Origin of the sequence: Streptomyces sp. NBC_00045, assembly GCF_045041095.1 — a bacterium.
GTDB lineage: Bacteria > Actinomycetota > Actinomycetes > Streptomycetales > Streptomycetaceae > Streptomyces.
Map to the genome: position 1 here is coordinate 4,129,904 of NZ_CP108271.1, position 21,826 is coordinate 4,151,729.

The 21,826-nt window shown below is 70.4% G+C and carries 23 protein-coding genes, 3 tRNA genes and 1 pseudogene; 16 read left to right on the top strand and 11 right to left on the bottom strand.

Translation table 11 applies throughout. The annotated features are described in order from the left end of the window. Position 1: 1 nt before the first annotated feature. The 4 genes from OHA65_RS19295 (at position 2) to OHA65_RS19310 (ending at position 2,586) form a co-directional block, all read left to right on the top strand. On the top strand, positions 2-712 hold the full coding sequence (locus OHA65_RS19295) for a DUF3566 domain-containing protein (protein ID WP_327284330.1): 711 nt from the start codon (positions 2-4) through the stop codon (positions 710-712). A 94-nt stretch (positions 713-806) separates the two neighbouring features. After that, a tRNA-Ile gene (locus OHA65_RS19300) sits at positions 807-880 on the top strand. 145 nt (positions 881-1,025) lie between these two features. Then, on the top strand, positions 1,026-1,160 hold the full coding sequence (locus OHA65_RS19305; protein ID WP_208809277.1) for a DLW-39 family protein: 135 nt from the start codon (positions 1,026-1,028) through the stop codon (positions 1,158-1,160). Between the two features lie 121 nt (positions 1,161-1,281). Then, the gene (locus OHA65_RS19310; RefSeq protein WP_327284331.1) at positions 1,282-2,586 is read left to right on the top strand and encodes a hypothetical protein; all 1,305 of its coding nucleotides are present in this window, start codon (positions 1,282-1,284) and stop codon (positions 2,584-2,586) included. Between the two features lie 35 nt (positions 2,587-2,621). On the opposite strand, the gene OHA65_RS19315 is transcribed toward OHA65_RS19310, so the two are convergent. Together OHA65_RS19315 and OHA65_RS19320 are read right to left on the bottom strand one after the other, a co-directional pair. Further along, positions 2,622-3,920 (bottom strand): serine/threonine-protein kinase, encoded by a 1,299-nt coding sequence (locus OHA65_RS19315; protein WP_405762187.1) that lies wholly within the window; start codon positions 3,918-3,920, stop codon positions 2,622-2,624. A gap of 47 nt (positions 3,921-3,967) precedes the next feature. Then, positions 3,968-4,516, bottom strand: a complete 549-nt coding sequence (locus tag OHA65_RS19320; RefSeq protein ID WP_030857694.1) for a transcriptional regulator — start codon at positions 4,514-4,516, stop codon at positions 3,968-3,970. A gap of 164 nt (positions 4,517-4,680) precedes the next feature. On the opposite strand from OHA65_RS19320, the gene OHA65_RS19325 reads away from it, so the two are divergent. After that, a tRNA-Ala gene (locus OHA65_RS19325) sits at positions 4,681-4,753 on the top strand. 73 nt (positions 4,754-4,826) lie between these two features. Here the strand turns inward: OHA65_RS19325 and OHA65_RS19330 are convergent. Further along, positions 4,827-5,351: a GNAT family N-acetyltransferase gene (locus OHA65_RS19330; RefSeq protein ID WP_327284333.1), complete on the bottom strand. Its 525-nt coding sequence runs from the start codon at positions 5,349-5,351 to the stop codon at positions 4,827-4,829. Between the two features lie 124 nt (positions 5,352-5,475). On the opposite strand from OHA65_RS19330, the gene OHA65_RS19335 reads away from it, so the two are divergent. Beyond that, positions 5,476-5,940, top strand: coding sequence for a LysM peptidoglycan-binding domain-containing protein (locus OHA65_RS19335; protein WP_327284334.1), 465 nt, complete (start codon positions 5,476-5,478; stop codon positions 5,938-5,940). Positions 5,941-6,015: 75 nt separating this feature from the next. On the opposite strand, the gene OHA65_RS19340 is transcribed toward OHA65_RS19335, so the two are convergent. Beyond that, complete coding sequence (locus OHA65_RS19340) at positions 6,016-6,708, bottom strand: DUF5324 family protein (RefSeq protein ID WP_327284335.1); 693 nt, start codon at positions 6,706-6,708, stop codon at positions 6,016-6,018. Positions 6,709-6,883: 175 nt separating this feature from the next. Here OHA65_RS19340 and OHA65_RS19345 point away from each other — a divergent pair, with 175 nt between their 5' ends. After that, a complete protein-coding gene (locus tag OHA65_RS19345) occupies positions 6,884-7,411 on the top strand; it encodes a peptidylprolyl isomerase (protein ID WP_327285717.1) in 528 nt (175 codons plus the stop codon). Positions 7,412-7,550: 139 nt separating this feature from the next. Beyond that, positions 7,551-8,426, top strand: a complete 876-nt coding sequence (locus tag OHA65_RS19350; protein ID WP_327284336.1) for a rhomboid family intramembrane serine protease — start codon at positions 7,551-7,553, stop codon at positions 8,424-8,426. Positions 8,427-8,568: 142 nt separating this feature from the next. On the opposite strand, the gene crgA is transcribed toward OHA65_RS19350, so the two are convergent. After that, the gene (crgA, locus tag OHA65_RS19355; protein WP_030857683.1) at positions 8,569-8,823 is read right to left on the bottom strand and encodes a cell division protein CrgA; all 255 of its coding nucleotides are present in this window, start codon (positions 8,821-8,823) and stop codon (positions 8,569-8,571) included. Between the two features lie 91 nt (positions 8,824-8,914). On the opposite strand from crgA, the gene OHA65_RS19360 reads away from it, so the two are divergent. The 6 genes and pseudogenes from OHA65_RS19360 (at position 8,915) to OHA65_RS19385 (ending at position 12,865) form a co-directional block, all read left to right on the top strand. Further along, complete coding sequence (locus OHA65_RS19360; protein ID WP_327284337.1) at positions 8,915-9,703, top strand: DUF881 domain-containing protein; 789 nt, start codon at positions 8,915-8,917, stop codon at positions 9,701-9,703. After that, positions 9,675-10,424 carry a class E sortase gene (locus OHA65_RS19365; RefSeq protein ID WP_327284338.1) on the top strand — a complete coding sequence of 250 codons (750 nt, stop codon included), beginning with the start codon at positions 9,675-9,677 and terminating at the stop codon, positions 10,422-10,424. The genes OHA65_RS19360 and OHA65_RS19365 overlap by 29 nt, the downstream gene beginning before the upstream one ends. A gap of 90 nt (positions 10,425-10,514) precedes the next feature. Next, positions 10,515-10,691 carry a hypothetical protein gene (locus OHA65_RS19370; protein ID WP_030153138.1) on the top strand — a complete coding sequence of 59 codons (177 nt, stop codon included), beginning with the start codon at positions 10,515-10,517 and terminating at the stop codon, positions 10,689-10,691. After that, positions 10,688-11,326, top strand: a complete 639-nt coding sequence (locus OHA65_RS19375; protein ID WP_099890575.1) for an aminodeoxychorismate/anthranilate synthase component II — start codon at positions 10,688-10,690, stop codon at positions 11,324-11,326. The genes OHA65_RS19370 and OHA65_RS19375 overlap by 4 nt, the downstream gene beginning before the upstream one ends. Positions 11,327-11,457: 131 nt before the next feature. Next, positions 11,458-12,135, top strand: a pseudogene (locus OHA65_RS19380) (class E sortase); the annotation flags it as partial. A gap of 13 nt (positions 12,136-12,148) precedes the next feature. Beyond that, positions 12,149-12,865, top strand: coding sequence for a class E sortase (locus OHA65_RS19385; protein ID WP_328763221.1), 717 nt, complete (start codon positions 12,149-12,151; stop codon positions 12,863-12,865). 124 nt (positions 12,866-12,989) lie between these two features. Here OHA65_RS19385 and pknB read toward each other — a convergent pair whose 3' ends face one another. The 6 genes from pknB to OHA65_RS19415 form a co-directional block, all read right to left on the bottom strand. Further along, positions 12,990-15,014 carry a Stk1 family PASTA domain-containing Ser/Thr kinase gene (gene pknB, locus OHA65_RS19390; protein ID WP_327284340.1) on the bottom strand — a complete coding sequence of 675 codons (2,025 nt, stop codon included), beginning with the start codon at positions 15,012-15,014 and terminating at the stop codon, positions 12,990-12,992. A 213-nt stretch (positions 15,015-15,227) separates the two neighbouring features. Continuing rightward, positions 15,228-16,697, bottom strand: coding sequence for a penicillin-binding protein 2 (locus OHA65_RS19395; protein WP_327284341.1), 1,470 nt, complete (start codon positions 16,695-16,697; stop codon positions 15,228-15,230). Then, positions 16,694-18,118 carry an FtsW/RodA/SpoVE family cell cycle protein gene (locus OHA65_RS19400; protein ID WP_327284342.1) on the bottom strand — a complete coding sequence of 475 codons (1,425 nt, stop codon included), beginning with the start codon at positions 18,116-18,118 and terminating at the stop codon, positions 16,694-16,696. The genes OHA65_RS19395 and OHA65_RS19400 overlap by 4 nt, the downstream gene beginning before the upstream one ends. Positions 18,119-18,152: 34 nt before the next feature. After that, a complete protein-coding gene (locus OHA65_RS19405; protein WP_327284343.1) occupies positions 18,153-19,619 on the bottom strand; it encodes a PP2C family serine/threonine-protein phosphatase in 1,467 nt (488 codons plus the stop codon). Positions 19,620-19,760: 141 nt separating this feature from the next. After that, complete coding sequence (locus OHA65_RS19410) at positions 19,761-20,264, bottom strand: FHA domain-containing protein (protein ID WP_327284344.1); 504 nt, start codon at positions 20,262-20,264, stop codon at positions 19,761-19,763. Between the two features lie 10 nt (positions 20,265-20,274). Beyond that, positions 20,275-21,087 carry a DUF3662 and FHA domain-containing protein gene (locus OHA65_RS19415; protein ID WP_327284345.1) on the bottom strand — a complete coding sequence of 271 codons (813 nt, stop codon included), beginning with the start codon at positions 21,085-21,087 and terminating at the stop codon, positions 20,275-20,277. 292 nt (positions 21,088-21,379) lie between these two features. Here OHA65_RS19415 and OHA65_RS19420 point away from each other — a divergent pair. Both OHA65_RS19420 and OHA65_RS19425 read left to right on the top strand, forming a co-directional pair. Beyond that, positions 21,380-21,462, top strand: a tRNA-Leu gene (locus OHA65_RS19420). Between the two features lie 89 nt (positions 21,463-21,551). Next, complete coding sequence (locus tag OHA65_RS19425; protein WP_328763222.1) at positions 21,552-21,785, top strand: hypothetical protein; 234 nt, start codon at positions 21,552-21,554, stop codon at positions 21,783-21,785. The last annotated feature ends 41 nt before the right edge of the window (positions 21,786-21,826 follow it).

Here is a 21,826-nt window from a genome sequence, read left to right on the forward strand (position 1 = left end):
CGTGAGTGGAGCCACGGGCGCCGGACCGGCCAAGACTGGGGAGGACGGTGCCCGTGGCCCCGCCCCGGAATCCCAGGACGGGGACGCCGCCGCCGGGGACAGGGGGAGGACCGTGACGGACACCCGCAAGCCGAAGAAGGAGAAGGGCGCGCCGGCCGCGTCGGCGGCTGCTGCGCCTGCAGCGGCTGCGGCCACCGCCCCGGCCGCCGGTCGGCAGTCGGAGCAGCCGTACCACCCTCCGCAGGCCTACACGGCGCCCTCGGGCGCCCCGGGTGCGCAGCGGGCCTCAGGGGACGCAGGTGCGCAGCGCAAGCCGCGTACGGGCGCCCGTACGACGCCCAGGACGCGCAAGGCGCGGCTGCGGGTGGCCAAGGCCGACCCGTGGTCGGTGATGAAGGTCAGCTTCCTGCTGTCGATCGCGCTGGGCGTGTGCACCATCGTGGCGGCGGCGGTGCTGTGGATGGTCATGGACGCCATGGGCGTCTTCTCGACCGTCGGCGGCACCATCAGCGAGGCGACCGGTTCGAACGAGAGCAACGGCTTCGACCTCCAGTCGTTCCTGTCGCTGCCGCGCGTTCTGATCTTCACGTCGGTGATCGCGGTGATCGACGTGGTGCTGGCGACGGCACTGGCGACGCTGGGCGCGTTCATCTACAACCTGTCGGCGGGCTTCGTCGGCGGTGTGGAGCTCACGCTCGCCGAGGACGAATGACCGCTGATTGACCTGCGGGGACTGCCCGCGGGAACGGATTTTGGCGGGACCGTGTCTGTGCGCTAATCTTCAGGAGTCAGCGCGCAGCGCGGATGGGGCTATAGCTCAGTTGGTTAGAGCGCATCCCTGATAAGGATGAGGCCACAGGTTCAAATCCTGTTAGCCCCACAGTGAAGAAGACCCCCAGGCCACCGGCCTGGGGGTCTTCTTCGTAGGGCCAGTTGAGGGCTTCCCAGGTCACCGAACGGTATCGGTGCGTGTGTATTGTTGGCCGTCAGAAGTCCCCAACGTCAATGAAAGACGAGGTCGCGCGGTGAAGAAGCTGCTCCTGGTCGCACTGGCCGCCATCGGCGGGCTCCTCGTGTACCGCCAGATCCAGGCGGACCGCGCCGAGCAGGACCTGTGGACGGAGGCAACTGACTCCGTGCCCTCTGGTTCCGGTGTGTGAGACCCAAAGCTGATCTCATGAAGCCCCGGCTGCCGCTGCGGCCGGGGCTTTGTGCTGTTCTGTGACAAAAAGTTACGTTATGCAAAGATTTGGCTTGCGCTAGCAAAATCGGGGTGGCGTGATGGGGCGGGTACGGACGACGGTGCTGGTGGGGGCGGCGGCCCTGGGGCTGGCGATGTGCCTGCCGGGGGCGGTGCAGGCCGCCACGGCGCCCCCGCAGCCCGCGCCGGGTTACCGCGGCGCCGAGGGCGCCAAGAAGATCGAGGGCAGGCTCACCAGCGCGGACGCCCCGCTCGTGGCGGCCGGCCAGGCCTACGCGGACACGATGGGCCCCGGCGAGCGCGTCTACCGGCTGAACCTCGACGACGCCTCCAGCGCGTACTTCTCCGCCGTGCTCCAGCCTCCGCGCGGCGCCAAGGTCGGCTACTCCGACGGCCTTGAGGTCGAGATCATGACCAAGGAAGGCGCGCGCTGCCCGAACAACCCGGGCCGGGCCGGATTCGGCTACGACCCGGTCCCCCTCGCCGCGGTCGCCGTCCGTCGGCTCGAAGAGGACGCCGAATGCCAGGGCGCCGGCGTCTACTTCGCGAAGGTCACCCGCACCGCCGCCAAGGACTCCGACCAGAGCGCGTGGCCGCTGGAACTGTTGCTCCAGCGCGAGCCCGCACCCGCCGGCGGCAGCGCCCCCACCGCCGCGCCCAGCGTCTGGCCCTCCGCCTCGCCGACACTGCCCGGCACCGAGCCGGTGGCCCGCACCGGCGGCACCGGCTTCAACGACGCCCGCGCCCTGGGCACCGGGGTCTGGCGGGACGACCTGCGGCCGGGACAGACCCGCTTCTACCGCGTCCCGCTGGACTGGGGGCAGCAGTTGGGGCTGAGCGCCGAGCTCTCCGACGCCAGGATGACCAAGTCGTACGGGTCGGCCTCCAACGGGCTCACGGTCGCGCTGTACAGCCCGTACCGCGGCCCGATCGAGGACAAGGGCATCTCGTACGGTGGCAAGCAGGCGGGCCTCACCCTGCCGAAGACCGCGCCGGTGGCCTACGAGAACCGCTTCTCGGACACCGGCGAGGTACGGGGCGTCCGGCTGGCCGGCTGGTACTACGTCGCCGTGACCCTGGGCGGCAAGGTCGCCGAGTTCACCGAGGACGCGACCCCGGTGCCGCTGACCCTGCGCATGGAGGTCATCGGCGGCCCGGCTAAGGGGCCCGCGTACCAGGAGAGCCTGACCGCCGCCGGATTCGGGGTCGGGGCCGACGACCGGGCCGCCGCCCGGGACGGGCTCACCGCCCCCGAGGCCGCGGACGCGGCCGGCGGCCGCTCGGTGATGCGCGTGGTGGCCGGTGCGGGCTTCTCCGCCGGGACCGTACTGCTGCTCGTACTCGGCGGATGGATGCTGCTGGCGCGCCGCGGGCGCACGGCGTAGGGCCGCCGGGCCGGGGGCGGCCGGGGCGGGCCGGGTCAGATCCGGGTCAGCGCCCAGACGCCCACCGCGAAGCACAGCAGCGCGGCGGTGAGGATCCCGGCCGTGACCTTCGGCGGAGGCGGGGCGATCCCCCCGGACCGTGCGGGGGCCGCGGTCGCCGGGGCGACGGCGGTGGTGGCGGCCGCGGCGGTCGGGCCCGGGGCATCGGAGCGCTCCGGCGGCCGGAGGTGGAAGCTCCCGGTCTCCGAAGGACCGAACACCCCCGCCGGCGGCGGCCCGAACCCTCCCGGACCCGTCGGCGCGGTGGCGGCGGTGGCCGGGGTGGTGCCGGTGGCCGGGGTGGTGGCGGACGCGGTGGCCGGGGCGGTGGTGGCGGACCCCTCGACCGGGGCTGCGGGCTCCTGGATCGGGGCCCCCGCCGCAGTGGGCGACTCGGGGGTCACCGCGGCCGTGGTCTGCGGTCCACGGGGGCCGAAACCGGCGGGCAGCGGGCCGAGTTGGTCGAACACCTCCACCGGGTCCTCGTCCGGGGCGTTCGGCGGGAGCAGCTGCACGGCCTCGGCAAGGGCCTTGCGGGCCCCTGTGGCGGTCCGGAACCGGCTGTGGGGGTCCGGCTGGAGGAGGTTCGCGATGACGTCCCACAGCGGCGCCGGGACGCCTTCGGGGGCGTCGGGGGTGCCGTGGGCGAGGAAGTGCTCCACCAGGGCGCGGGAATCGGGCTTGCTGCCCTTGAGGAGGTAGAGGGCGACCAGCCCGACGGCGAACAGGTCCGCGGGGAAGTCGGGTTCGGAGCCGAGCAGTTGCTCCGGGGCGAAGTAGCCGGGGGTGCCCACCACGTAGTCGGTCTCGGTGAGGCGCGGCTCGCCCTTGCGCATCGAGATGCCGAAGTCGGACAGCCGCAGGTGCGGCCGTCCGCTTCCGGTGGCCTCCATCAGGATGTTGGCCGGTTTGATGTCGCGGTGGACGACGCCCTCCGCGTGCACCGCCGCCAGCCCCGACAGGAGCTGGTCGAGCAGCGTGCACACGAACCGGGGCGGCAGCGGCCCGTAGTCCCCGATCACGTGGGCGAGGGAACCGCCGGCGACGAGGTCCATCGTGAACAGGACCTTGTCGTCGTCCGCCGCCCAGCTGGCCGGGGCCAGTACGTGCGGGTGGTCGATGCGCAGGGCCTGCTCCCGGACGAACCGGAGCAGGGTGTGGGCATCGCTCTGCCGGAGGACCTTGGCGGCGACGTACCGGCGGCGCCGGTGGTCCCAGGCCCGCCATACGGCACCCGCGCCCCCGCGCCCGATCGGATCGATCAGCTCGTACCGGCCGGCGAAGATCTCACCCATCGCTGCGTCCGTCCCCCGTCCCCCGCCGTGTGCGTGCGTCCGCCGTGTCAGTTCTGGTGGGACTCGTAGTGGGCGACCGCGTCGGCGGTGCGGCCCGCGCCGTAGACCCTGAGGAACTCGGCCAGTTCGGGATGGCTGGGGGCGAGGGAGTCGGCCGCGTCGATGATGTCGCCGGCCGCCGAGACGGAGCGCAGCAGCGACTGGATCTCGCGGACCACGCGCTTGACGGTGGGCGCGCCCGAACCGGTCGTGGTCTGGCCGCTGTTGCTGAGGACGGAGCCCCCCTGGGTCTTCTTGATCTCGTCCATCCGGTCGGTGGCCTCGGCCGCGCTGACGCTTCCGTCCGCCACCTGGCCCGCGAGGTCCTGGAGCGCCTGGACGCGCTGGACCACGGCCGGGTTCCCGATCTTGGCGCGCTGGCCGCTCATCAGCTGGGACAGCATGGGCGCCGAGAGTCCGAGGACCGCAGCGAGGCGGGCCTGGTTCAAGCCGAGGTCATCTATGAGCCGGCGGAAGAGAGCGCCGAGCGGCTCCCCGTACCAACTGCGCTGAAGCTCTCTGGCTCTGGCCGTGGCCTCTTGCTGAACAGCGTCCACTCTTAGTACTCCCCTACTTCGCTGGTGCGAACCTCGCGAGCATCTTACGGAGAGTGGTCGCGCCGCGGGAGTCCCCATCATTTTGCGAGATGCGGGGGTACACCCGGTACTCTGTTCTGCGGAACGGCCACACCTTCGCGGGCGGCGGTCGCGTCCGTCTTTTCGGGGCTTTAGCTCAGTTGGTAGAGCGCTGCCTTTGCAAGGCAGATGTCAGGAGTTCGAATCTCCTAAGCTCCACAGCATCAGAGGTCCTCTGACCAGCGGAAACGCAGGTCGGGGGGCCTCTTTTCTATGCCGCCGGAGGGTGCTGTCAGAGGTCGATCCAGTAGCGGCGCTTGGGTCCTATGAGGGTGTCGCGGACGTCTTCCAGGACGCCGCCGCCGCGCTCGATCGTGCGTACCGACGCCGTGTTGCCGGGGTCGCACGTCAGGAGGACCCGGTCCATCCCCAGCAGCCGGGCCTCGTGCAGGACCTCTCCGAGGGCCCAGCCGGCCAGTCCGCGCCGACGGGCCGAGGGTCGGACGCCGTAGCCGATGTGGCCGCCGGCGTCGAGGAGGAACCCGTTGAGGTAGTGGCGCAAGTCGATCGCGCCCAGATAGGTGTCGCCCTCGGCGATCCACCAGTACGTGGCGTGGACGCGGCCATGCTCGACCGCGCGCGTGCGGTCCCCGTACGCGCGGAGCCGCTCCGTCCAGGCGGCGAACCCGGCGGGACTGTCCACGTCGTCGTCCGAGCCGAGTCCGGCTCCGTCCATGTGGGCGTCGGGGCCCCACTCCCCGCGGGCGTCGAGCCAGGAGGCGTGCAGGCGGGGGGAGGGGAGAACGAGCTCGGGCATCCGTGGACAGTAACAGCCGGGTGTCCCCCGGTTGGCCCCGTCACAGGGCCGGGCGGCCCGGGCTGTCCGACAGTGGGTGGAGGCACCGAGCCAGGGGGCGACACCACGCCGGAGGCGTACAGACATGGGACTCTTCGACTTCCTCAAGTCCGACAAGAAGAAGCAGGAGGCCGCCGAGAAGGCCTCGACGGCCTCGTCCGCCGACTACGCGGCGAAGTACACCGACGCCGTCGCGGCCACCAAGGCCGCGGCCGAGCGGATGGCCGCCGCGGCTCCGCCCAAGCCCGCCCCGGCTCCCCCGAAGGCGGCCCCGGCGCCGCCGAGGCCCGCCCCGACCGCCCATCCGCAGCACACGCCGACGCCGACGTCCGCCGCGCACAAGGCGGTGCCCGCGGCCCCGGCGGCCAAGCCGATGTCGGCCTCCAAGCGCATCTACACCGTGCGGTCGGGGGACTCGCTCTCCGCGATCGCCCGCCGGGAGCTGGGCAACGAGGCCCGCTGGCGCGAGCTGTACGCCATGAACAGGGGGGTCATCGGCTCCAATCCCGAGCTCATCCACCCCGGCCAGGTGCTCACCCTCCCCCAGTAGCCCCGGTGGCCGGACGGACGGAGGGCCCGGATCCAGTGGATCCGGGCCCTCCGTCCGTGTCGTGCCCCGCGCGGGTCAGGGCTGGTCCTCGTCGGTGGGACCGGAAGGGGACTCGCGCTCCTTGGCCGCCAGTTCGTCGTCGAAGCTGGCCGCTTCGCCGTCCCGCGACAGCTCCGTGGCGGCCGGCGGCTCGACGAGCCAGTCCGGGTTCGACTGCTGGTCCCACCACCGCCACGCCATGTACGCGCCGACGGCCAGTACGCCGACCACCGCGACGACCTTGAACGCCCGCCCGCAGTGCGCCCGCCGCTCTTGGCGCCTGACCAGCCGCTGCACCTCCTTGGCCGACACCTGGCCGCGCAGCGCCGCCAGCGCCGCCGTCGACCGGGACGCGGCCTCCTCGGCCACCGGCTGGGCCGCCGCCAGAGCGCTCTCCAGCCTCGGCTGCGTGTAGTCGGCCGCCTGTCGCGCCGCCCGTCGGGTGTGCTCCACCGCCATCGTCGCCGCCCGGTCCACGTTCGGGGGCACGTGGGCGCGCGCCGCCTTCATCCGCGGGTGCAGGTGGCAGTCGTACGCCGCACGGGCCTGCCGTGCCGCCTCCGCGGTCGCGTACGACACCTTCGGCGCCAGTCGCTCGTTCGCCTCGGTCGCGTAGTGCACGGCGGCTTCCCTGGCGGTCGCTGCGTACGGCGCCACCGCTTCCGCTGCGTGCTTCACCGTGTCCCTGGCGCTCTCGGCGGCCAGGTGCACGCTGTCCTTGCGGGTCACAGGATCCTCCTCTTCGGTGGCGGACACAGTTCACCTTTCCACCCTTTGTCGGATCATGCCTGCCATACCGTCGAGCGGCATGCGTGACAGGGCATACGGGTGGAGGATTTCCGTGCCGTGCAGCCCTCCGTGGGAGGATCTGGAACCGACAGTGATGACTATGGAAGGCAGATCCGTGGCCGAGAAGCTCTACGCCACCCTGAAGACCAATCACGGCGACATCGAGATCGAGCTGCTGGAGAACTTCGCGCCGAAGACGGTCCGAAACTTCGTGGAGCTGGCCACGGGTGCCCGCGAGTGGACCCGGCCGACGGACGGCCAGAAGACCACCGATCCGCTGTACGACGGCACCGTCTTCCACCGCGTCATCAGCGGCTTCATGATCCAGGGCGGCGACCCGCTCGGCAACGGCACCGGCGGCCCCGGCTACCAGTTCGCGGACGAGTTCCACCCCGACCTGGCCTTCACCAAGCCGTACCTGCTCGCCATGGCCAACGCCGGGCCGGGCACCAACGGATCGCAGTTCTTCATCACCGTGGCCCCCACCGCCTGGCTGACCCGCAAGCACACCATCTTCGGCGAGGTCACCGACAAGGCCAGCCAGAAGATCGTGGACGACATCGCCGGCATCCGCACGAACCCGCGCACCGAGCGGCCCCTCGACGACGTGATCATCCAGTCCGTCGTCGTCGAGAAGCGCTGACCCGGGCGCCCGGCGCCGACCCGGCGCGGACCCGGGAACCTTTCCTCCCCGCCCGTCCGTCCTGCATGCGTACGAACCGACGGGGGCATACCGGACCGGCGGGGTGCACGTCCCGCCCCGCCGCTGATCGAGGGGACCGATGGACACCGACCGTCTGCCGGGCTGCTACCGCCACCCGGACCGCGACACGGGCATCCGCTGTACGCGCTGCGAGCGCCCCATCTGCCCCGAGTGCATGATCAGCGCCTCCGTCGGCTTCCAGTGCCCCGACTGCGTCCGCGACGGCTCGGGTACGGCCCACCGCCCCGCGGCGAACGTGCCGCGCACCGTCGCGGGCGGGGCGGTCGCCGCGGATCCCCACCTCGTCACCAAGATCCTCATCGGGATCAACGCGGCGGTCTTCCTCGTGGGCCTGCTCGCCCCGCCGGTCGTGGTGCAGCTGGAGCTGCTGGGGCGGTACGTCGAATACTTCGGCGGCCCGGTCGAAGGGGTTTCCACAGGCCAGTACCACCGGCTGCTGACCTCGGTGTTCCTGCACGTGGAGTGGTGGCACATCGGGGGCAACATGCTGGCCCTGTGGGTGATCGGTGGCCCGCTGGAGGCGGCCCTGGGCCGGGTCCGCTATCTCGCCGTGTTCGTGCTGTCGGGTCTGGGTGGCAGCGCCCTCGTCTACCTGCTGACCGCGCCGAACACGCCGACGCTCGGGGCCTCCGGCGCGATCTTCGGCCTGCTCGGCGCGACCGTCGTCCTGGTGCGCCGCCTGCGCTACGAGATGCGGCCGGTGATCACCATGGTCGTGCTCATGCTGGTGCTGACCTTCGTGCCCTTCGGCGGCAGCCTGTCCGTGTCCTGGCAGGCCCACATCGGCGGCCTGGTGACCGGCCTGCTGGTGGGTCTGGGCATGGTGGGACCGGCCGCCGGCAGGAAGCGCGCGCTCGTCCAGTGGGGGACCTGCGCGGCGGTGTTCCTGCTGGCAGCGGTGGTGGTCCTGGTCCGCACGGCCGAACTCACCTGATCACACCGGCGTCAACCCTCCACAGAGTTATCCACAGATCTTCTGTCTTTTCCTCAGGTGTGGATGACGCTGTGGATAACTCATGGGGAGAGCTTGTCGGACCGGGTGCGACTGTGCTTTCCGGGGCTCGATCCGGGCCCGGCTACTTCCACTGAGTGGACACGCCGAAGCCCGCCGCGATGAAGCCGAATCCGACCACGATGTTCCAGTTGCCCAGGGCCTCGATCGGCAGCTGGGTCTCGGTCACGTAGAAGACGACGATCCACGCGAGACCGATCAGGAAGAACGCCAGCATGACCGGGGCGACCCAGCCGCGGCTCCCCAGCCTGATCTGCTGCGCCTGCTTCGCCGGCGGCGGCGTGTAGTCGTCCTTCTTGCGGATACGTGACTTCGGCACGAGGGGCTCTCCTGTCGATGCGCTGGGGACCTTGCCTGCCCCGGGCGTCCGTTAGCGTAGTGGACCTGTGGCGTTGAAGGAGAAGGGTACGTTGAGCAATTCCGACGACTCCTCCGCGGGTCCCCGTCGCCGGGCCAAAGCGGTCCGGCTGCTGACGGCCGCCGTTTTCGCCCTGGCGGGCCTCATCTTCGTCACCAGCTTCAACACCTCCAAGGGTACGAACATCCGGACGGACGCCTCGCTCCTCAAGCTCTCCGACCTGATCCACGAGCGCAGCCAGAACAACGCGCTGCTCGAACAGAGCACCGCGGCCGTCCGCGGCCGGGTGGACAGCCTCGCCGAGCGGGACGACGGCAGCACCAAGGCCGAGGACGCCAAGCTGGCCGCCCTGCGGGTCGCCTCCGGCACCGAACCGCTGTCCGGCAAGGGCCTCACCGTCACCCTGAACGACGCCCCGCCGAACGCCACCGCCCGCATCCCCAACGTGCCCGAGCCGCAGCCGAACGACCTGGTGATCCACCAGCAGGACCTCCAGGCCGTGGTGAACGCCCTGTGGCGGGGCGGCGCCCAGGGCATCCAGGTCATGGACCAGCGGCTGATCTCCACCAGCGCCGTGCGCTGCGTCGGCAACACGTTGATCCTCCAGGGCCGCGTCTACTCGCCCCCTTACAAGGTGTCGGCGGTCGGCGACCCCGCCGCGCTGCGCAAGGCGCTCGCCTCCTCCCCGGCCCTGCAGAACTACCAGCTGTACGTGACGGCGTACGGGCTGGGCTGGAAGGTGGACGAGCACAAGGAGCTGACACTCCCCGGCTACTCCGGCACAGTGGACCTCCACTATGCGAAGCCGCTGGATGCCACCTCCGCGACCAGTACGCCGTGACGTCGTACTGCGCCTGGTGGTGCGGACGTTCAGCGAGGTGTGCCTGACGGCGGGCACGCTGATCGTGCTCTTCGTCGCGTACGTCCTGCTGTGGACCGGGGTCAAGGCCGACCGGGCCATGGACGGGGAAATGGCCCGGATGCGCGACCGCTGGGCCGCGGCACCGGCGCCCCCCGCCGCGCCCTCGGGCGGCCCGTCCGCCGCGCCGCAGCCGGCGACCGCCCCGCCAGCGCGGGAGGAAGCCGCGTACCCGCCGGGGCAGGCCTTCGCCGAGATGTACATCCCGCGCTTCGGCCCGGACTGGAACAAGCCGGTCCTGGAGGGCACCGGCACGGACCTCCTCAAGAAGGGCCTCGGCCACTACGCCGGCACGGCACGCCTCGGCGCCACCGGGAACTTCTCGGTGGCCGGCCACCGGCGGACGTACGGCGACCCCTTCAAGGACGTCCCCGAGCTGCGCCCCGGCGACGCCGTGATCCTCAAGGACGCGACGACCTGGTACACGTACACGGTGCGCAGCGAGCCGCTGCGCACCGCGCCCACCGACGTCGCGGTGGTCGACCCGGTGCCGCACGGGTCGCCGTTCACCGCGCCCGGCCGGTACCTGACGCTGACGACCTGCGATCCCGAGTGGGGCCACAGCCACCGGCTGGTCGTCTGGGCGGAGCTGACCCGGACCCGGACGCTCGCCCAGGGCCGGCCCGAGGGTTTGCCGAGCTGACCCGCCCGCCAGGCCTCTGCCTTTAGTCTGTTCGCGTACCGCCCCCGCGGTGCGTGGGTCGATCGTGGACGGAAAAAGGAAGCAGACGGCATGTACGGCTGGATCTGGCGGCATCTGCCGGGCAACGCGTGGGTACGCGCGCTGATCTCTCTCGTACTGGTCCTCGGAGTGGTCTTCGTGCTGTTCCAGTACGTCTTCCCGTGGGCCGAGCCGCTCCTGCCGTTCAACGACGTGACGGTGGACGAGGGATCGGGAGCCACTCCGTGAGCGCGCGCATTCTGGTTGTCGACAACTACGACAGCTTTGTCTTCAACCTGGTCCAGTACCTGTACCAGCTCGGCGCCGAGTGCGAGGTGCTGCGCAACGACGAGGTCGAACTCGCCCACGCACAGGACGGGTTCGACGGCGTGCTGCTGTCGCCCGGACCGGGTACGCCGGAGCAGGCCGGCGTCTGCGTCGACATGGTCCGCCACTGCGCCGACACCGGGGTCCCGGTCTTCGGCGTGTGCCTGGGCATGCAGTCCATGGCCGTGGCGTACGGCGGTGTCGTCGACCGGGCGCCCGAGCTGCTGCACGGGAAGACCTCGCCGGTGGTGCACGAGGGCCTCGGCGTCTTCACCGGGCTGCCGTCGCCGTTCACCGCGACCCGCTACCACTCGCTCGCGGCCGAGCCGCAGACCCTGCCGGACGTGCTGGAGGTCACCGCGCGCACCGAGGACGGGATCATCATGGGGCTGCGGCACCGGGAGCACGACGTCGAGGGTGTGCAGTTCCACCCCGAGTCGGTGCTGACCGAGTGGGGCCACCGGATGCTCGCGAACTGGCTGGTGCGCTGCGGGGACGCCGGGGCCGTCGAGCGCTCGGTGGGGCTGGCCCCGGTGGTGGGCAAGGCCGTCGCGTGACCGCGGTCGCGCCGTCCGCCCCCACGGAGGGCCGGGCCGCGCGGCGCAGGGCAGCTCAGCAGGCCGCGAAGCGCACGCGGCGGCGGGGCGGCGGCCGTCGGCGCCGGCGGCCCGTGTCGGGCGGCCCGGTGGTCGTCCTGAGCCGGCTCGCCGGGGAGCTGTTCATCACGCTGGGCGTGGTGATGCTGCTGTTCGTCGCCTACCAGCTCTGGTACACGAACGTACTGGCGGAGCGGACGGCGAACGGAGCCGCCGGATCGTTGCGCCAGGACTGGGAGCGCAGCGCGGGCGGCGGCGCCGCCCCGCCCGTCTCGGCCTTCGAGCCGGGGCAGGGCTTCGCGATCCTCTACATCCCGAAGCTGGACGTGAAGGTGCCGGTGGCGGAGGGGATCAGCAAGCCGAAGGTGCTCGACAAGGGGATGGTCGGGCACTACGGGGACGGCGCGCTGAAGACGGCGATGCCGGCCGACAAGCAGGGCAACTTCGCGCTGGCGGGCCACCGCAACACCCATGGCGAACCGTTCCGCTACATCAACCGGCTGGTGTCCGGTGACCCGGTCGTGGTCGAGACGCAGGACGCGTACTACACGTACGAGATCACCTCGACGCTGGCGCAGACGCCTCCGACGAACGTATCGGTGATCAAACCCGTGCCGGAGGGGTCGGGCTTCACCGCCCCGGGCCGGTACATCACGCTGACGACCTGCACCCCGGAGTTCACGAGCACCTTCCGGATGATCGTATGGGGCAGGATGGTCGACGAACGCCCCCGCAGCCAGGGTGCTCCGCCCGCGCTGACCAGCCCGTAAGGACGAACAAGCAGTGTCACGTGCCGCGCCGTCGCCCCAGAGCCGCAGTCTGCTCGCCGGGTTCCTGAGCCTGCTGGGCGAGTTCCTGATCACCGTGGGCCTGGTCCTGGGCCTGTTCGTCGCGTACTCGCTGTGGTGGACGAACGTGCTCGCGGACCGACAGGCGTCGGCGCGCGGCGACGAGATCCGCCGGCAGTGGCAGACCGCCCCGGGGGCGAACGCGCCCGAGGCGCCGGGGGCCCTGGACACCCAGGGCGGCATCGGCTTCCTGCACGTGCCCGCGATGAAGAACGGCGAGGTCCTGGTCAAGAAGGGCACGGCACCGGACGTCCTCAACGACGGCGTGGCCGGGTACTACACGGACCCGGTGAAGGCGGCCCTGCCGTGGGAGGCGTCGGGGAACTTCTCGCTGGCGGCGCACCGGGACGGGCACGGTGCGAAGTTCCACAACATCGACAAGGTGCAGAACGGCGACGCGGTCGTCTTCGAGACGCGCGACACCTGGTACGTCTACAAGGTGTTCGCCGAGCTGCGCCAGACGTCGAAGTACAACGTGGACGTGATCTCCGCGGTCCCGAAGGAGTCGGGCCGGACGGCGCCCGGCCGCTTCATCACGCTGACGACCTGCACGCCGGTGTACACGTCGAAGTTCCGGTACGTCGTGTGGGGCGAGCTGGTGCGCACGGAGAAGGTGGACGCGAAGCGCACCCTCCCGGCCGAGCTGCGCTGAGGCGGGCGCCGGACCGACGCCTGAACGGGACTGACGCCGGACCGGTGCGCAAAAGCCCCTGTGGGCGGCCCTGAAGCCGCCCACAGGGGCTTTTGCGCGCCTCCGGGACCCCGGAGGCCGTCGGCTAGCGCCGGCCGCCCGTCAGGCCGCCGAAGAAGCCGTTTCCGCCGTTGTTGCCGCCGTCCTGCTGGCCGGCGACGGTCTGGACGTTGATGACCCGGCCCGCTTCCACGGGGGTGCCCGCCGGCGGGTCGGTGACCATGACGATCGCCTTGTCGTCGGTCGGACCCGCGATGACCTGGAGGCTCAGGCCCCGGCTCGCGAGGTCCGCCTTGGCCTGGGCGACGGTCTTGGTGATCAGCTGCGGGACCTGGGTCTGCTGCCCGGCCTTGGCGATCTGGATGTTGACCGTCGTACCCACGGCGAGCTGCTCGCCCGCCTGGTACTGCTGCTGGACGACCGTCTTCGGCGGGGCACCGGGGGAGTCGACCTCCGTGGTGCTGCCGAGCTTGAGCTTGGCGTCGTTGAGTGCCTTGACCGCCTGCTCCCGGGTCTTCCCGAGGAGGTCGGGCATGTCCGACTTCGCCTGCTCCTTGGCGACGGTCAGCGTGACGGTCGAGCCCTTCTGGGCCGTGCCGCTCTTCGGGTCCTGGTCCAGGACGGTGCCGGCGGCGCGCTCGGACTCCTGGGTCTTCTTCTCGACGGCGAAGCCCTTGTCCTTGAGGGCCTTCTCCGCGTCCTCGAACTTCAGGTTGAGGACGTTGGGCACCGGCAGGTTCGGCGCGCCCGAGGAGACCTTGACCTTGACCGTGGAGCCCTTGTCGACCTTGGTGTCCGGTGCCGGGTTCTGCGAGCAGACGTTGCCCTTGGGCTGGTTGTCGCAGGCCTCGTCGGCTTCCTTCTCGACCTTGAGGCCGACGTTGTCGCCGGTCTTCTGGGCCTGCTCGAAGGTCTCGCCGATGAGCTTGGGCACGCTGGGCCGGTTGTCGGCGCCGCCGCTGAAGAGGGAGCGGCCGATGAGGATGGCGCCGACCAGGACGAGGACGCCCGCGGTCACCAGCAGGATCGTCGAGGCCCTGCTCTTCTTCTGCTGGCGGCGGCCGTGGCCCTGGTCGTAGCCGCCCTGGCCCTGGTCCCCGTACCCGTACCCGCCGTCGCCCGGGGGCATCGGCGGGAGCATGGAGGTCTGGCCGGCGTCGGAGGTGCGCAGCGCGGTGGTGGGCTGGTCGTAGCCCTGGTGACCGTAGCCGCCCGCCTGGTCGGGGTAGCCGTAGCCGGGCGCACCCATGGCCGCCGCCGCGGCGACGGGCTGGCCTTCGAGGCAGGCCTCGATGTCGGCGCGCATCTCGTCGGCGGACTGGTAGCGGTAGTCGGGGTCCTTGACCAGCGCCTTCAGGACGATGGCGTCCATCTCGGGCGTGATCTCGGGGTCGAAGTTCGACGGCGGCTGCGGCTCTTCCCGTACGTGCTGGTACGCGACGGCGACCGGGGAGTCGCCGATGAACGGCGGCCGGACGCTGAGCAGCTCGTACAGCAGGCAGCCCGCGGAGTAGAGGTCGGAGCGCGCGTCGACCTGCTCGCCCTTGGCCTGCTCCGGGGAGAGGTACTGGGCGGTGCCGATGACGGCCGCGGTCTGCGTCATGGTCATGCCGGAGTCGCCCATGGCGCGGGCGATGCCGAAGTCCATGACCTTGACCTGGCCGGTACGGGTGAGCATGACGTTGGCGGGCTTGATGTCGCGGTGCACGATGCCGGCGCGGTGCGAGTATTCGAGCGCCTGGAGGATGCCGATGGTCATTTCCAGGGTGCGCTCGGGCAGCAGCTTGCGGCCGGAGTGCAGGAGCTCGCGCAGGGTGGAGCCGTCGACGTACTCCATCACGATGTACGGGATGGAGATGTTGTCGACGTAGTCCTCGCCGGTGTCGTAGACCGCGACGATCGCCGGATGGTTCAGCGACGCGGCCGACTGGGCCTCGCGCCGGAACCGGGCCTGGAAGGACGGGTCGCGGGCGAGATCGGCACGCAGGGTCTTGACGGCGACGGTACGGCCGAGCCGGGTGTCGTGGGCGAGGTAGACCTCGGCCATGCCACCGCGGCCGAGCACGTGGCTCAGCTCGTACCGGCCGCCGAGGCGACGCGGCTCTTCCATAACGTTGCAGCCCTCTCCGTCAGTCCCGACCGCACCCGTGTGTGGTCCGGCGGTGTGCTGTTCGCGCAAAGGCTACCGGCCGATCGTCGGTGATCGGTTCGTGGCCACAGCCTGATACAGGACCGGTACCGTACGCTCGGATCCGGGCGGTAACAGTGATGTGGATCACTCCAATTCGGCTCTTGCGCCCCTGTGGGCCCTTGCGTCGTCCCGTCAGCCCTGGTTCTTCAGGACGGCTTCCATGACGGCCTTCGCGACGGGCGCCGCGAGGCCGCCACCGCTGATGTCCTCGCGGTCGGCGTCGCTGTCCTCGATGACGACGGCGACGGCGACCGGGGAGCCCTTGTCGGTCTTGGCGTAGGAGATGAACCAGGCGTAGGGGCGCTTGGCGTTCTTCTCGCCGTGCTGGGCGGTACCGGTCTTGCCGCCGACGGTGACGCCCTTGATCTTGGCCTTGCCGCCGGTGCCGTTCTCGTTCTCGACGACGTTCACCATCATCTGCTGGAGCTTCTGCGCGTTGGCCGGGGAGAGCGGGCGGCTCATCTCCTGCGGTTCGTGCTTCTCGATGACGTCGAGGTTGGGGGCGGTGAGCTGGTCGACCATGTACGGCTTCATCAGCTTGCCGTCGTTGGCGACGGCCGCGGCGACCATCGCCATCTGGAGCGGGGTGGCCGCGGTGTTGTACTGGCCGATCGCGGAGAGCGAGTTGCTCGGCCGGTTCATGTTCTTGTCGTAGATGCTCGCGAACGCCCGGACCGGGGTGTCGATCTTGTCGTTGTTGAAGCCGAACTTCTGCGCCGTCTCCAGCATCTTGTCCTTCGTCACCTTGTCGGCGACGTTGGCGAAGACGGAGTTGCAGGACACCTGCAGCGCGAAGTTGAGGCTCGCCTTCTCGCAGCCCTTGGCGTGGTTGACCATCGGGGTCTGCGTCGTCGGTAGCAGGAACGGCTCGGGGGTGTCCGTCGGCGCGTTGATGTCGGTGACGACGCCGTGCTCCAGCGCGGCCGCGGCGGTGACGACCTTGAACGTCGAGCCGGGCGGGTAGGTCTCGCGCAGGGCGCGGTTGACGAGCTTCTTCTCCGGGCTGTCCTTCAGCTCGACCCAGGCCTTCTCGTCCGTCTTGGCGTTGCCGGCGAAGCTGGAGGGGTCGTACGAGGGGGTGCTGACCAGGGCGAGGATGGCGCCGGTGCGCGGGTCGATCGCGGCGACGGCACCGGTCTTGTCGCCGAGCTTCTCGAACGCGGCCTTCTGGGCGTCGGGCATCAGCGTGGTGACGACGTTGCCGCCGGCCTTCTTCTCGCCGGTGAACATGCCGATGGTGCGGTCGAAGAACAGCCGGTCGTCGTTGCCGGTGAGGATCTTGTCTTCGAGGGATTCGAGCTGGGTCGAGCCGAAGGCCTGGGAGGCGTACCCCGTCACCGGCGACCAGAGCTGGCCGTCGGTGTAGGTCCGCTTGTACTTGTAGTCGCTGCCGTCCGTGGTGGCGGAGCCCGTGATGGCCTGGCCGCCCGCAACGATGATGTTGCCGCGCTGGGTGGCGTACTGGGCGATCTGGACCCGGCGGTTCTCCTTGCGGGTGCTGAGCTCGTCGGCCTGGACGTACTGGAGCCAGTTGGTGCGGATCAGCAGTGCGAGGACGAGCAGCCCGCAGAAGATCGAGATGCGACGCAGGGGCTTGTTCATGACGGGCGGACCACCTGGGTCATTTCGGAGTCGGGGGACGGTGCCGGGGCCGGGGCGGGGCGGCGTGCGGTGTCGCTGATCCGGATGAGGATCCCGATGAGGGCCCAGTTGGCGAGGACGGACGAGCCGCCGGACGCGAGGAACGGCATGGTCATACCGGTCAGGGGGATGAGTCCCATGACTCCGCCGGCGACCACGAAGATCTGGAGCGCGAAGGCGCCGGACAGGCCGATGGCGAAGAGCTTGCCGAAGGGGTCGCGGGCCGCGAGGGCGGTGCGCACGCCGCGCTCGATGATCAGGCCGTAGAGCAGGAGGAAGGCCATGACGCCCGCCAGGCCGAGCTCCTCGCCGACGGTGGCGAAGATGAAGTCGGAGTTGGCGGCGAATCCGATCAGGTCGGAGTTGCCCTGGCCCCAGCCGGTGCCGAGGACCCCGCCCGAGCCGAAGCTCATGATCGACTGGCCGACCTGCTCACAGGCGCCCGACTTGGAGTAGCAGGCGAAGGGGTCGAGCCAGGCGGTGACACGGGCCTTGACGTGGCTGGCGGTCGCGCCGACGACGGCGGCACCGGCCACGCTCATGACCAGGCCGATGACGATCCAGCTGGTGCGCTCGGTGGCCACGTACAGCATGATCACGAACATGCCGAAGAAGAGCAGCGAGGTGCCGAGGTCGTTCTCGAAGACGAGCACGAGCAGGCTCATCGCCCAGATCATCAGGATCGGGCCGAGGTCGCGGCCGCGCGGCAGGTAGAGACCCATGAAGCGGCGGCTGGCCAGCGCGAGGGCGTCGCGCTTCACCATCAGGTAGCCGGCGAAGAAGATCGCGATGACGATCTTCGCGAACTCACCGGGCTGGATGGAGAAACCGGCGACGCTGATCCAGATCTTCGCGCCGAAGACGTCGGCGCCGAGGCCCGGGACGACGGGCAGGATCAGCAGCACCAGCGAGGCGGCCATGGAGATGTACGTGAAGCGCTGCAGGGTGCGGTGGTCCTTGAGCAGCAGCAGCACACCGGCGAACATGGCGATGGCCACCGCGGTGTACATCATCTGGCGGGGGGCCGACTCGGAGAACTGCCCGAAGCTGCGCTTGGCCAGGTTCTGCAGCCGCTCGGACTGGTCGAGGCGCCAGATCAGCACGCAGCCGAGTCCGTTGAGCAGCGTGGCGATCGGCAGGAGCAGCGGGTCGGCGTACTTCGCGTAGCGGCGCACCACGAGGTGGGCGAGGCCGGCGAGCACGGCCAGGCCGCCTCCGTACGCGAACATGCCGGGCGGCAGCTCGCCGTGGATCGACAGGCCCACGTTGGCGTAGGCGAAGATCGGGATGACCACGGCGAAAACGAGCAGCACGAGCTCGGTGTTCCGCCGGCTCGGCAGCTCGATGGCGCCGATGGTGGTCGTGTTGGTGACAACGCTCATGGTGTGGCAGGCCCCCTGTGCCCGCAGGTGTCTACTACTGCTTGCCGCAGAGGCCGACCAGCGACTGCTCCGAGGGAGTCAGGCTGGGGCCGGGTGCTGGTGGGTTCTGCGCTTCCGCGGCGCGGCGTTCCTCGTCCTTCTTGCAGGCGGTGACCTGGACGCCGAGTTCGTCGATCTTCTGGCGGGCGCCGTCGAGGCTGGTCTCGGTGATGGTGGCCTCGACGAGCTTGCGCTTGAAGGGCGGCAGGTACTTCAGTTCGATGTCGGTCCGGTCGGTCTCCACCTTGGAGAGCTCCAGCGGTCCGAGGTTCTGGCTGATGCCGCGGAACAGCGCGACGTGCTCGCCCTTGACGCCGATGTAGAACTGCGTCTGGGTCCAGCGGTGCGCGGCGTACAGGCCGCCGCCGACGACACCGGCCACGATCAGCAGGATCAGGGTGCGGGTGGTCCACTTGCGCCCTTTGCCGCGGCGCCGGCGGGGGTTGTCGTACGTGTCCTCGAAGCGGGCGTCGTCGTCGTACGGGTCGGGTTCGCCGAAGGTGCCGTACGCGCCGCCGCTGCCCTGGCTCTGGTCGGGGTATCCGTAGCCGGGGGCGTCACCGCTGCCGGGGGGTCCGAACGAGCCCGCCGGCGGGGGGGCCTGGCGGCCCAGCCCGGAGGCGCGGCCCGCCGGGGTCTGCATGGCGTTGCCGCCGTCGAAGAGCTGGTGCTGGTTCTCGGCGACCGCGCCGACGACGACCGGGGTGTCGTTCAGCTGGGCGGCCAGGGTGTCGCCGCTGTCGGTGTCGAGGACGTCCGCGACGATGCAGGTGATGTTGTCCGGTCCGCCGCCGCGCAGGGCGAGCTGGATCAGGGCCTGCACGGTCTCGTGGGGGCCGTGGTAGCCGGCGAGGGTCTCTTCCAGGGTCTGGTGGGAGACGACGCCGGACAGCCCGTCGGAGCAGATGAGGTAGCGGTCGCCGGTGCGGACCTCGCGGATCGAGAGGTCGGGCTCGACGGTGTCACCGCTGCCGAGCGCCCGCATGAGGAGGGAGCGCTGCGGGTGGGTGGTGGCTTCTTCTTCGGTGATGCGGCCCTCGTCGACGAGGCGCTGCACCCAGGTGTGGTCCTGGGTGATCTGCGTGAGGACGCCGTCGCGGAGCAGGTAGGCGCGGGAGTCTCCGACGTGGACGAGTCCCAGGCGCTGGCCGGTCCACAGGAGCGCGGTCAGGGTGGTGCCCATGCCTTCGAGCTGGGCGTCCTCCTCGACCATGACGCGCAGCTGGTCGTTCGCCCGCTGCACCGCAGTGGCCAGCGAGGTGAGGATGTCGGAGCCCGGGACGTCGTCGTCGAGCTGCACGAGGGAGGAGATCACCTCGGAGCTGGCGACCTCGCCGGCGGCCTGGCCGCCCATGCCGTCGGCCACGGCGAGGAGACGGGGACCGGCATAGCCGGAGTCCTCGTTGCCCTCGCGGATCATGCCCTTGTGGGATCCGGCGGCGAACCGCAGGGACAGACTCATGCGCACCTGCCCAGTCGATTCCTCCGGGTACAACCGGTCTCGAGCCACACTGCCCACCCTCCGGTCGGGAGCGCGCTCGGGTCCGTGTCCCGGGTGGGCCGGACTACCGCGGCTCGCTCGCTCCGCTCGCTCATTCTCGTACTACTTCCGCAGCTCGATGACGGTCTTGCCGATGCGGATCGGGGCGCCCGGCGGAATGGGCGTCGGGGTGGTCAGCCGGGTCCGGTCGAGATACGTGCCGTTGGTGGACCCGAGATCCTCGACGATCCACTGGCCGTCACGGTCGGGGTAGATCCTGGCATGGCGGCTGGAGGCGTAGTCGTCGTCCAGCACGATCGTTGAGTCATGGGCGCGGCCCAGCGTGATCGTCTGCCCGGCGAGGGCGACCGTGGTGCCCGTGAGGGTGCCCTCGGAGACGACGAGCTTGGTCGGCGCTCCGCGGCGCTGGCGCTGCTGCGGCGGCGCGGCGGCCTGGCGGCCCGGCTGCGCCGGCGCCCCGGCAGCGGCGCTGCCGCGGCGCGAGCCGCGCTGCGTGACGCGCGTACCGAACAGGTCGCTGCGGATGACCTGGACGGCCACGATGACGAACAGCCACAGAACGGCCAGGAAACCCAACCGCATGACCGTCAGGGTCAGCTCTGACATTGCCCCCGCTTCACCCTTCGGCTTGCCGGTAAATGATGGTGGTGCTGCCCACGACGATCCGCGAGCCGTCGCGGAGCGTAGCGCGGGTGGTGTGCTGCCCGTCCACCACGATGCCGTTGGTGGACCCGAGATCCTGGATCGTCGAGGGCGTTCCGGTCCGGATCTCACAGTGCCGGCGCGAAACGCCGGGGTCGTCGATCCGCACGTCGGCTTCGGTGCTTCGGCCGAGTACGAGCGTGGGGCGCGAGATCTGGTGGCGGGTGCCGTTGATCTCGATCCAGTGGCGCCGGGTGGCGCCTCCGGTGGGTACGGGAGCCGGTCCGCCGCCGCCCGGCCGGCGCGCGGCTCCGCCCGGGGGCGGTCCGGCGGGCATCGGGGGTGCGGAGACCGGGGGGTAGCCGTAGCCGCCCTGCTGGTTCTGGGGAGCCTGCGGCTGCGCCTGGGAGGTGCTGGAGGCGAGCGTGCGGCTGCGGACCCGGTAGAGCCCGGTGTCGAGGTCGTCGGCCTTCTCCAGGTTGACCTTGATCGGGCCCATGAAGCTGTAGCGCTGCTGCTTGGCGTAGTCGCGGACGAGGCCCGCGAGCTCGTCGCCGAGCTGCCCGGAGTAGGGGCTCAGGCGTTCGTAGTCGCCGGCGCTGAGCTCGACGATGAAGTCGTTGGGGACGACGGTCCGCTCGCGGTTCCAGATCGTCGCGTTGTTGTCGCACTCGCGCTGGAGGGCGCCGGCGATTTCGACGGGCTGGACCTCGGACTTGAACACCTTGGCGAAGGTGCCGTTCACCAGACCTTCGAGTCGCTGCTCGAACCGCTTCAGGACTCCCATGGGGCACCTCCTCCGTCGTTGTCGCCCTGTACTGCTTACTGATCGTATCCACGCGTGGCGGATTCGGCTGGTTCCCCCTGGGTCCCATGCGCATGAGTGTTGGTGCTCACAAGGGATCGTAGGGGCGCTCAGGGGACAGTGTCCCGCACCGGGAGTGCACTGCGGGAGGGGCGTTCGGAGCCGGGACGGGTGGTGCGGGGAAAGCGATGTGATTGCACCCCGTCCGACGTGCTAATGTTTCGACGTCGCCAGGGGAACGGCCCGAAAGGGAAGATCCACTGGGGCGCTACTCGGGCGAGTGGCGGAACGGCAGACGCGCTGGCTTCAGGTGCCAGTGTCCTTCGGGACGTGGGGGTTCAAATCCCCCCTCGCCCACATCGACGAAACGGTCGTCATCGCGAAAGCGGTGGCGGCCGTTTCGTGTTACCCGGGTCATGTTTCCTGAGTGGAGCAAGGAGCGTGCAATGGCGGCAATTGTCTATTTTTGCCGGGTTTCCGAAAGTGTGGAATTCGTCGAGTACGAATTCGGTGAAGATCCCGGAGAGTTCGTGCGACGGATGATGATGGACAAGGCCTCCTGCACCTCGGCGGTCCGCGACGGCCGGGTCGACTACACGTTCCTCAAGGCGTCGCGGAAGATCAACGCAGTGCGCGCGCAGCGGGGCGAGTGGCCGGAGCGGGGCATGAGCGCGAGCTGATTCCGGCCGGGCCGTCTCTGGACGGCGGGTTCGACTTTCGT

Coding starts and splice junctions, on each gene's coding strand:
- OHA65_RS19335 (WP_327284334.1), top strand. CDS start 5,476: ATGGGACTCTTCGACTTCCTCAAGTCCGACAAGAAGAAGCAGGAGGCC.
- OHA65_RS19370 (WP_030153138.1), top strand. CDS start 10,515: ATGTACGGCTGGATCTGGCGGCATCTGCCGGGCAACGCGTGGGTACGC.
- OHA65_RS19425 (WP_328763222.1), top strand. CDS start 21,552: ATGGCGGCAATTGTCTATTTTTGCCGGGTTTCCGAAAGTGTGGAATTC.
- OHA65_RS19310 (WP_327284331.1), top strand. CDS start 1,282: ATGGGGCGGGTACGGACGACGGTGCTGGTGGGGGCGGCGGCCCTGGGG.
- pknB (WP_327284340.1), bottom strand. CDS start 15,014: ATGGAAGAGCCGCGTCGCCTCGGCGGCCGGTACGAGCTGAGCCACGTG.
- OHA65_RS19405 (WP_327284343.1), bottom strand. CDS start 19,619: ATGAGTCTGTCCCTGCGGTTCGCCGCCGGATCCCACAAGGGCATGATC.
- OHA65_RS19365 (WP_327284338.1), top strand. CDS start 9,675: ATGCCACCTCCGCGACCAGTACGCCGTGACGTCGTACTGCGCCTGGTG.
- OHA65_RS19330 (WP_327284333.1), bottom strand. CDS start 5,351: ATGCCCGAGCTCGTTCTCCCCTCCCCCCGCCTGCACGCCTCCTGGCTC.
- OHA65_RS19350 (WP_327284336.1), top strand. CDS start 7,551: ATGGACACCGACCGTCTGCCGGGCTGCTACCGCCACCCGGACCGCGAC.
- OHA65_RS19410 (WP_327284344.1), bottom strand. CDS start 20,264: ATGTCAGAGCTGACCCTGACGGTCATGCGGTTGGGTTTCCTGGCCGTT.
- OHA65_RS19400 (WP_327284342.1), bottom strand. CDS start 18,118: ATGAGCGTTGTCACCAACACGACCACCATCGGCGCCATCGAGCTGCCG.
- OHA65_RS19315 (WP_405762187.1), bottom strand. CDS start 3,920: ATGGGTGAGATCTTCGCCGGCCGGTACGAGCTGATCGATCCGATCGGG.
- OHA65_RS19415 (WP_327284345.1), bottom strand. CDS start 21,087: ATGGGAGTCCTGAAGCGGTTCGAGCAGCGACTCGAAGGTCTGGTGAAC.
- OHA65_RS19395 (WP_327284341.1), bottom strand. CDS start 16,697: ATGAACAAGCCCCTGCGTCGCATCTCGATCTTCTGCGGGCTGCTCGTC.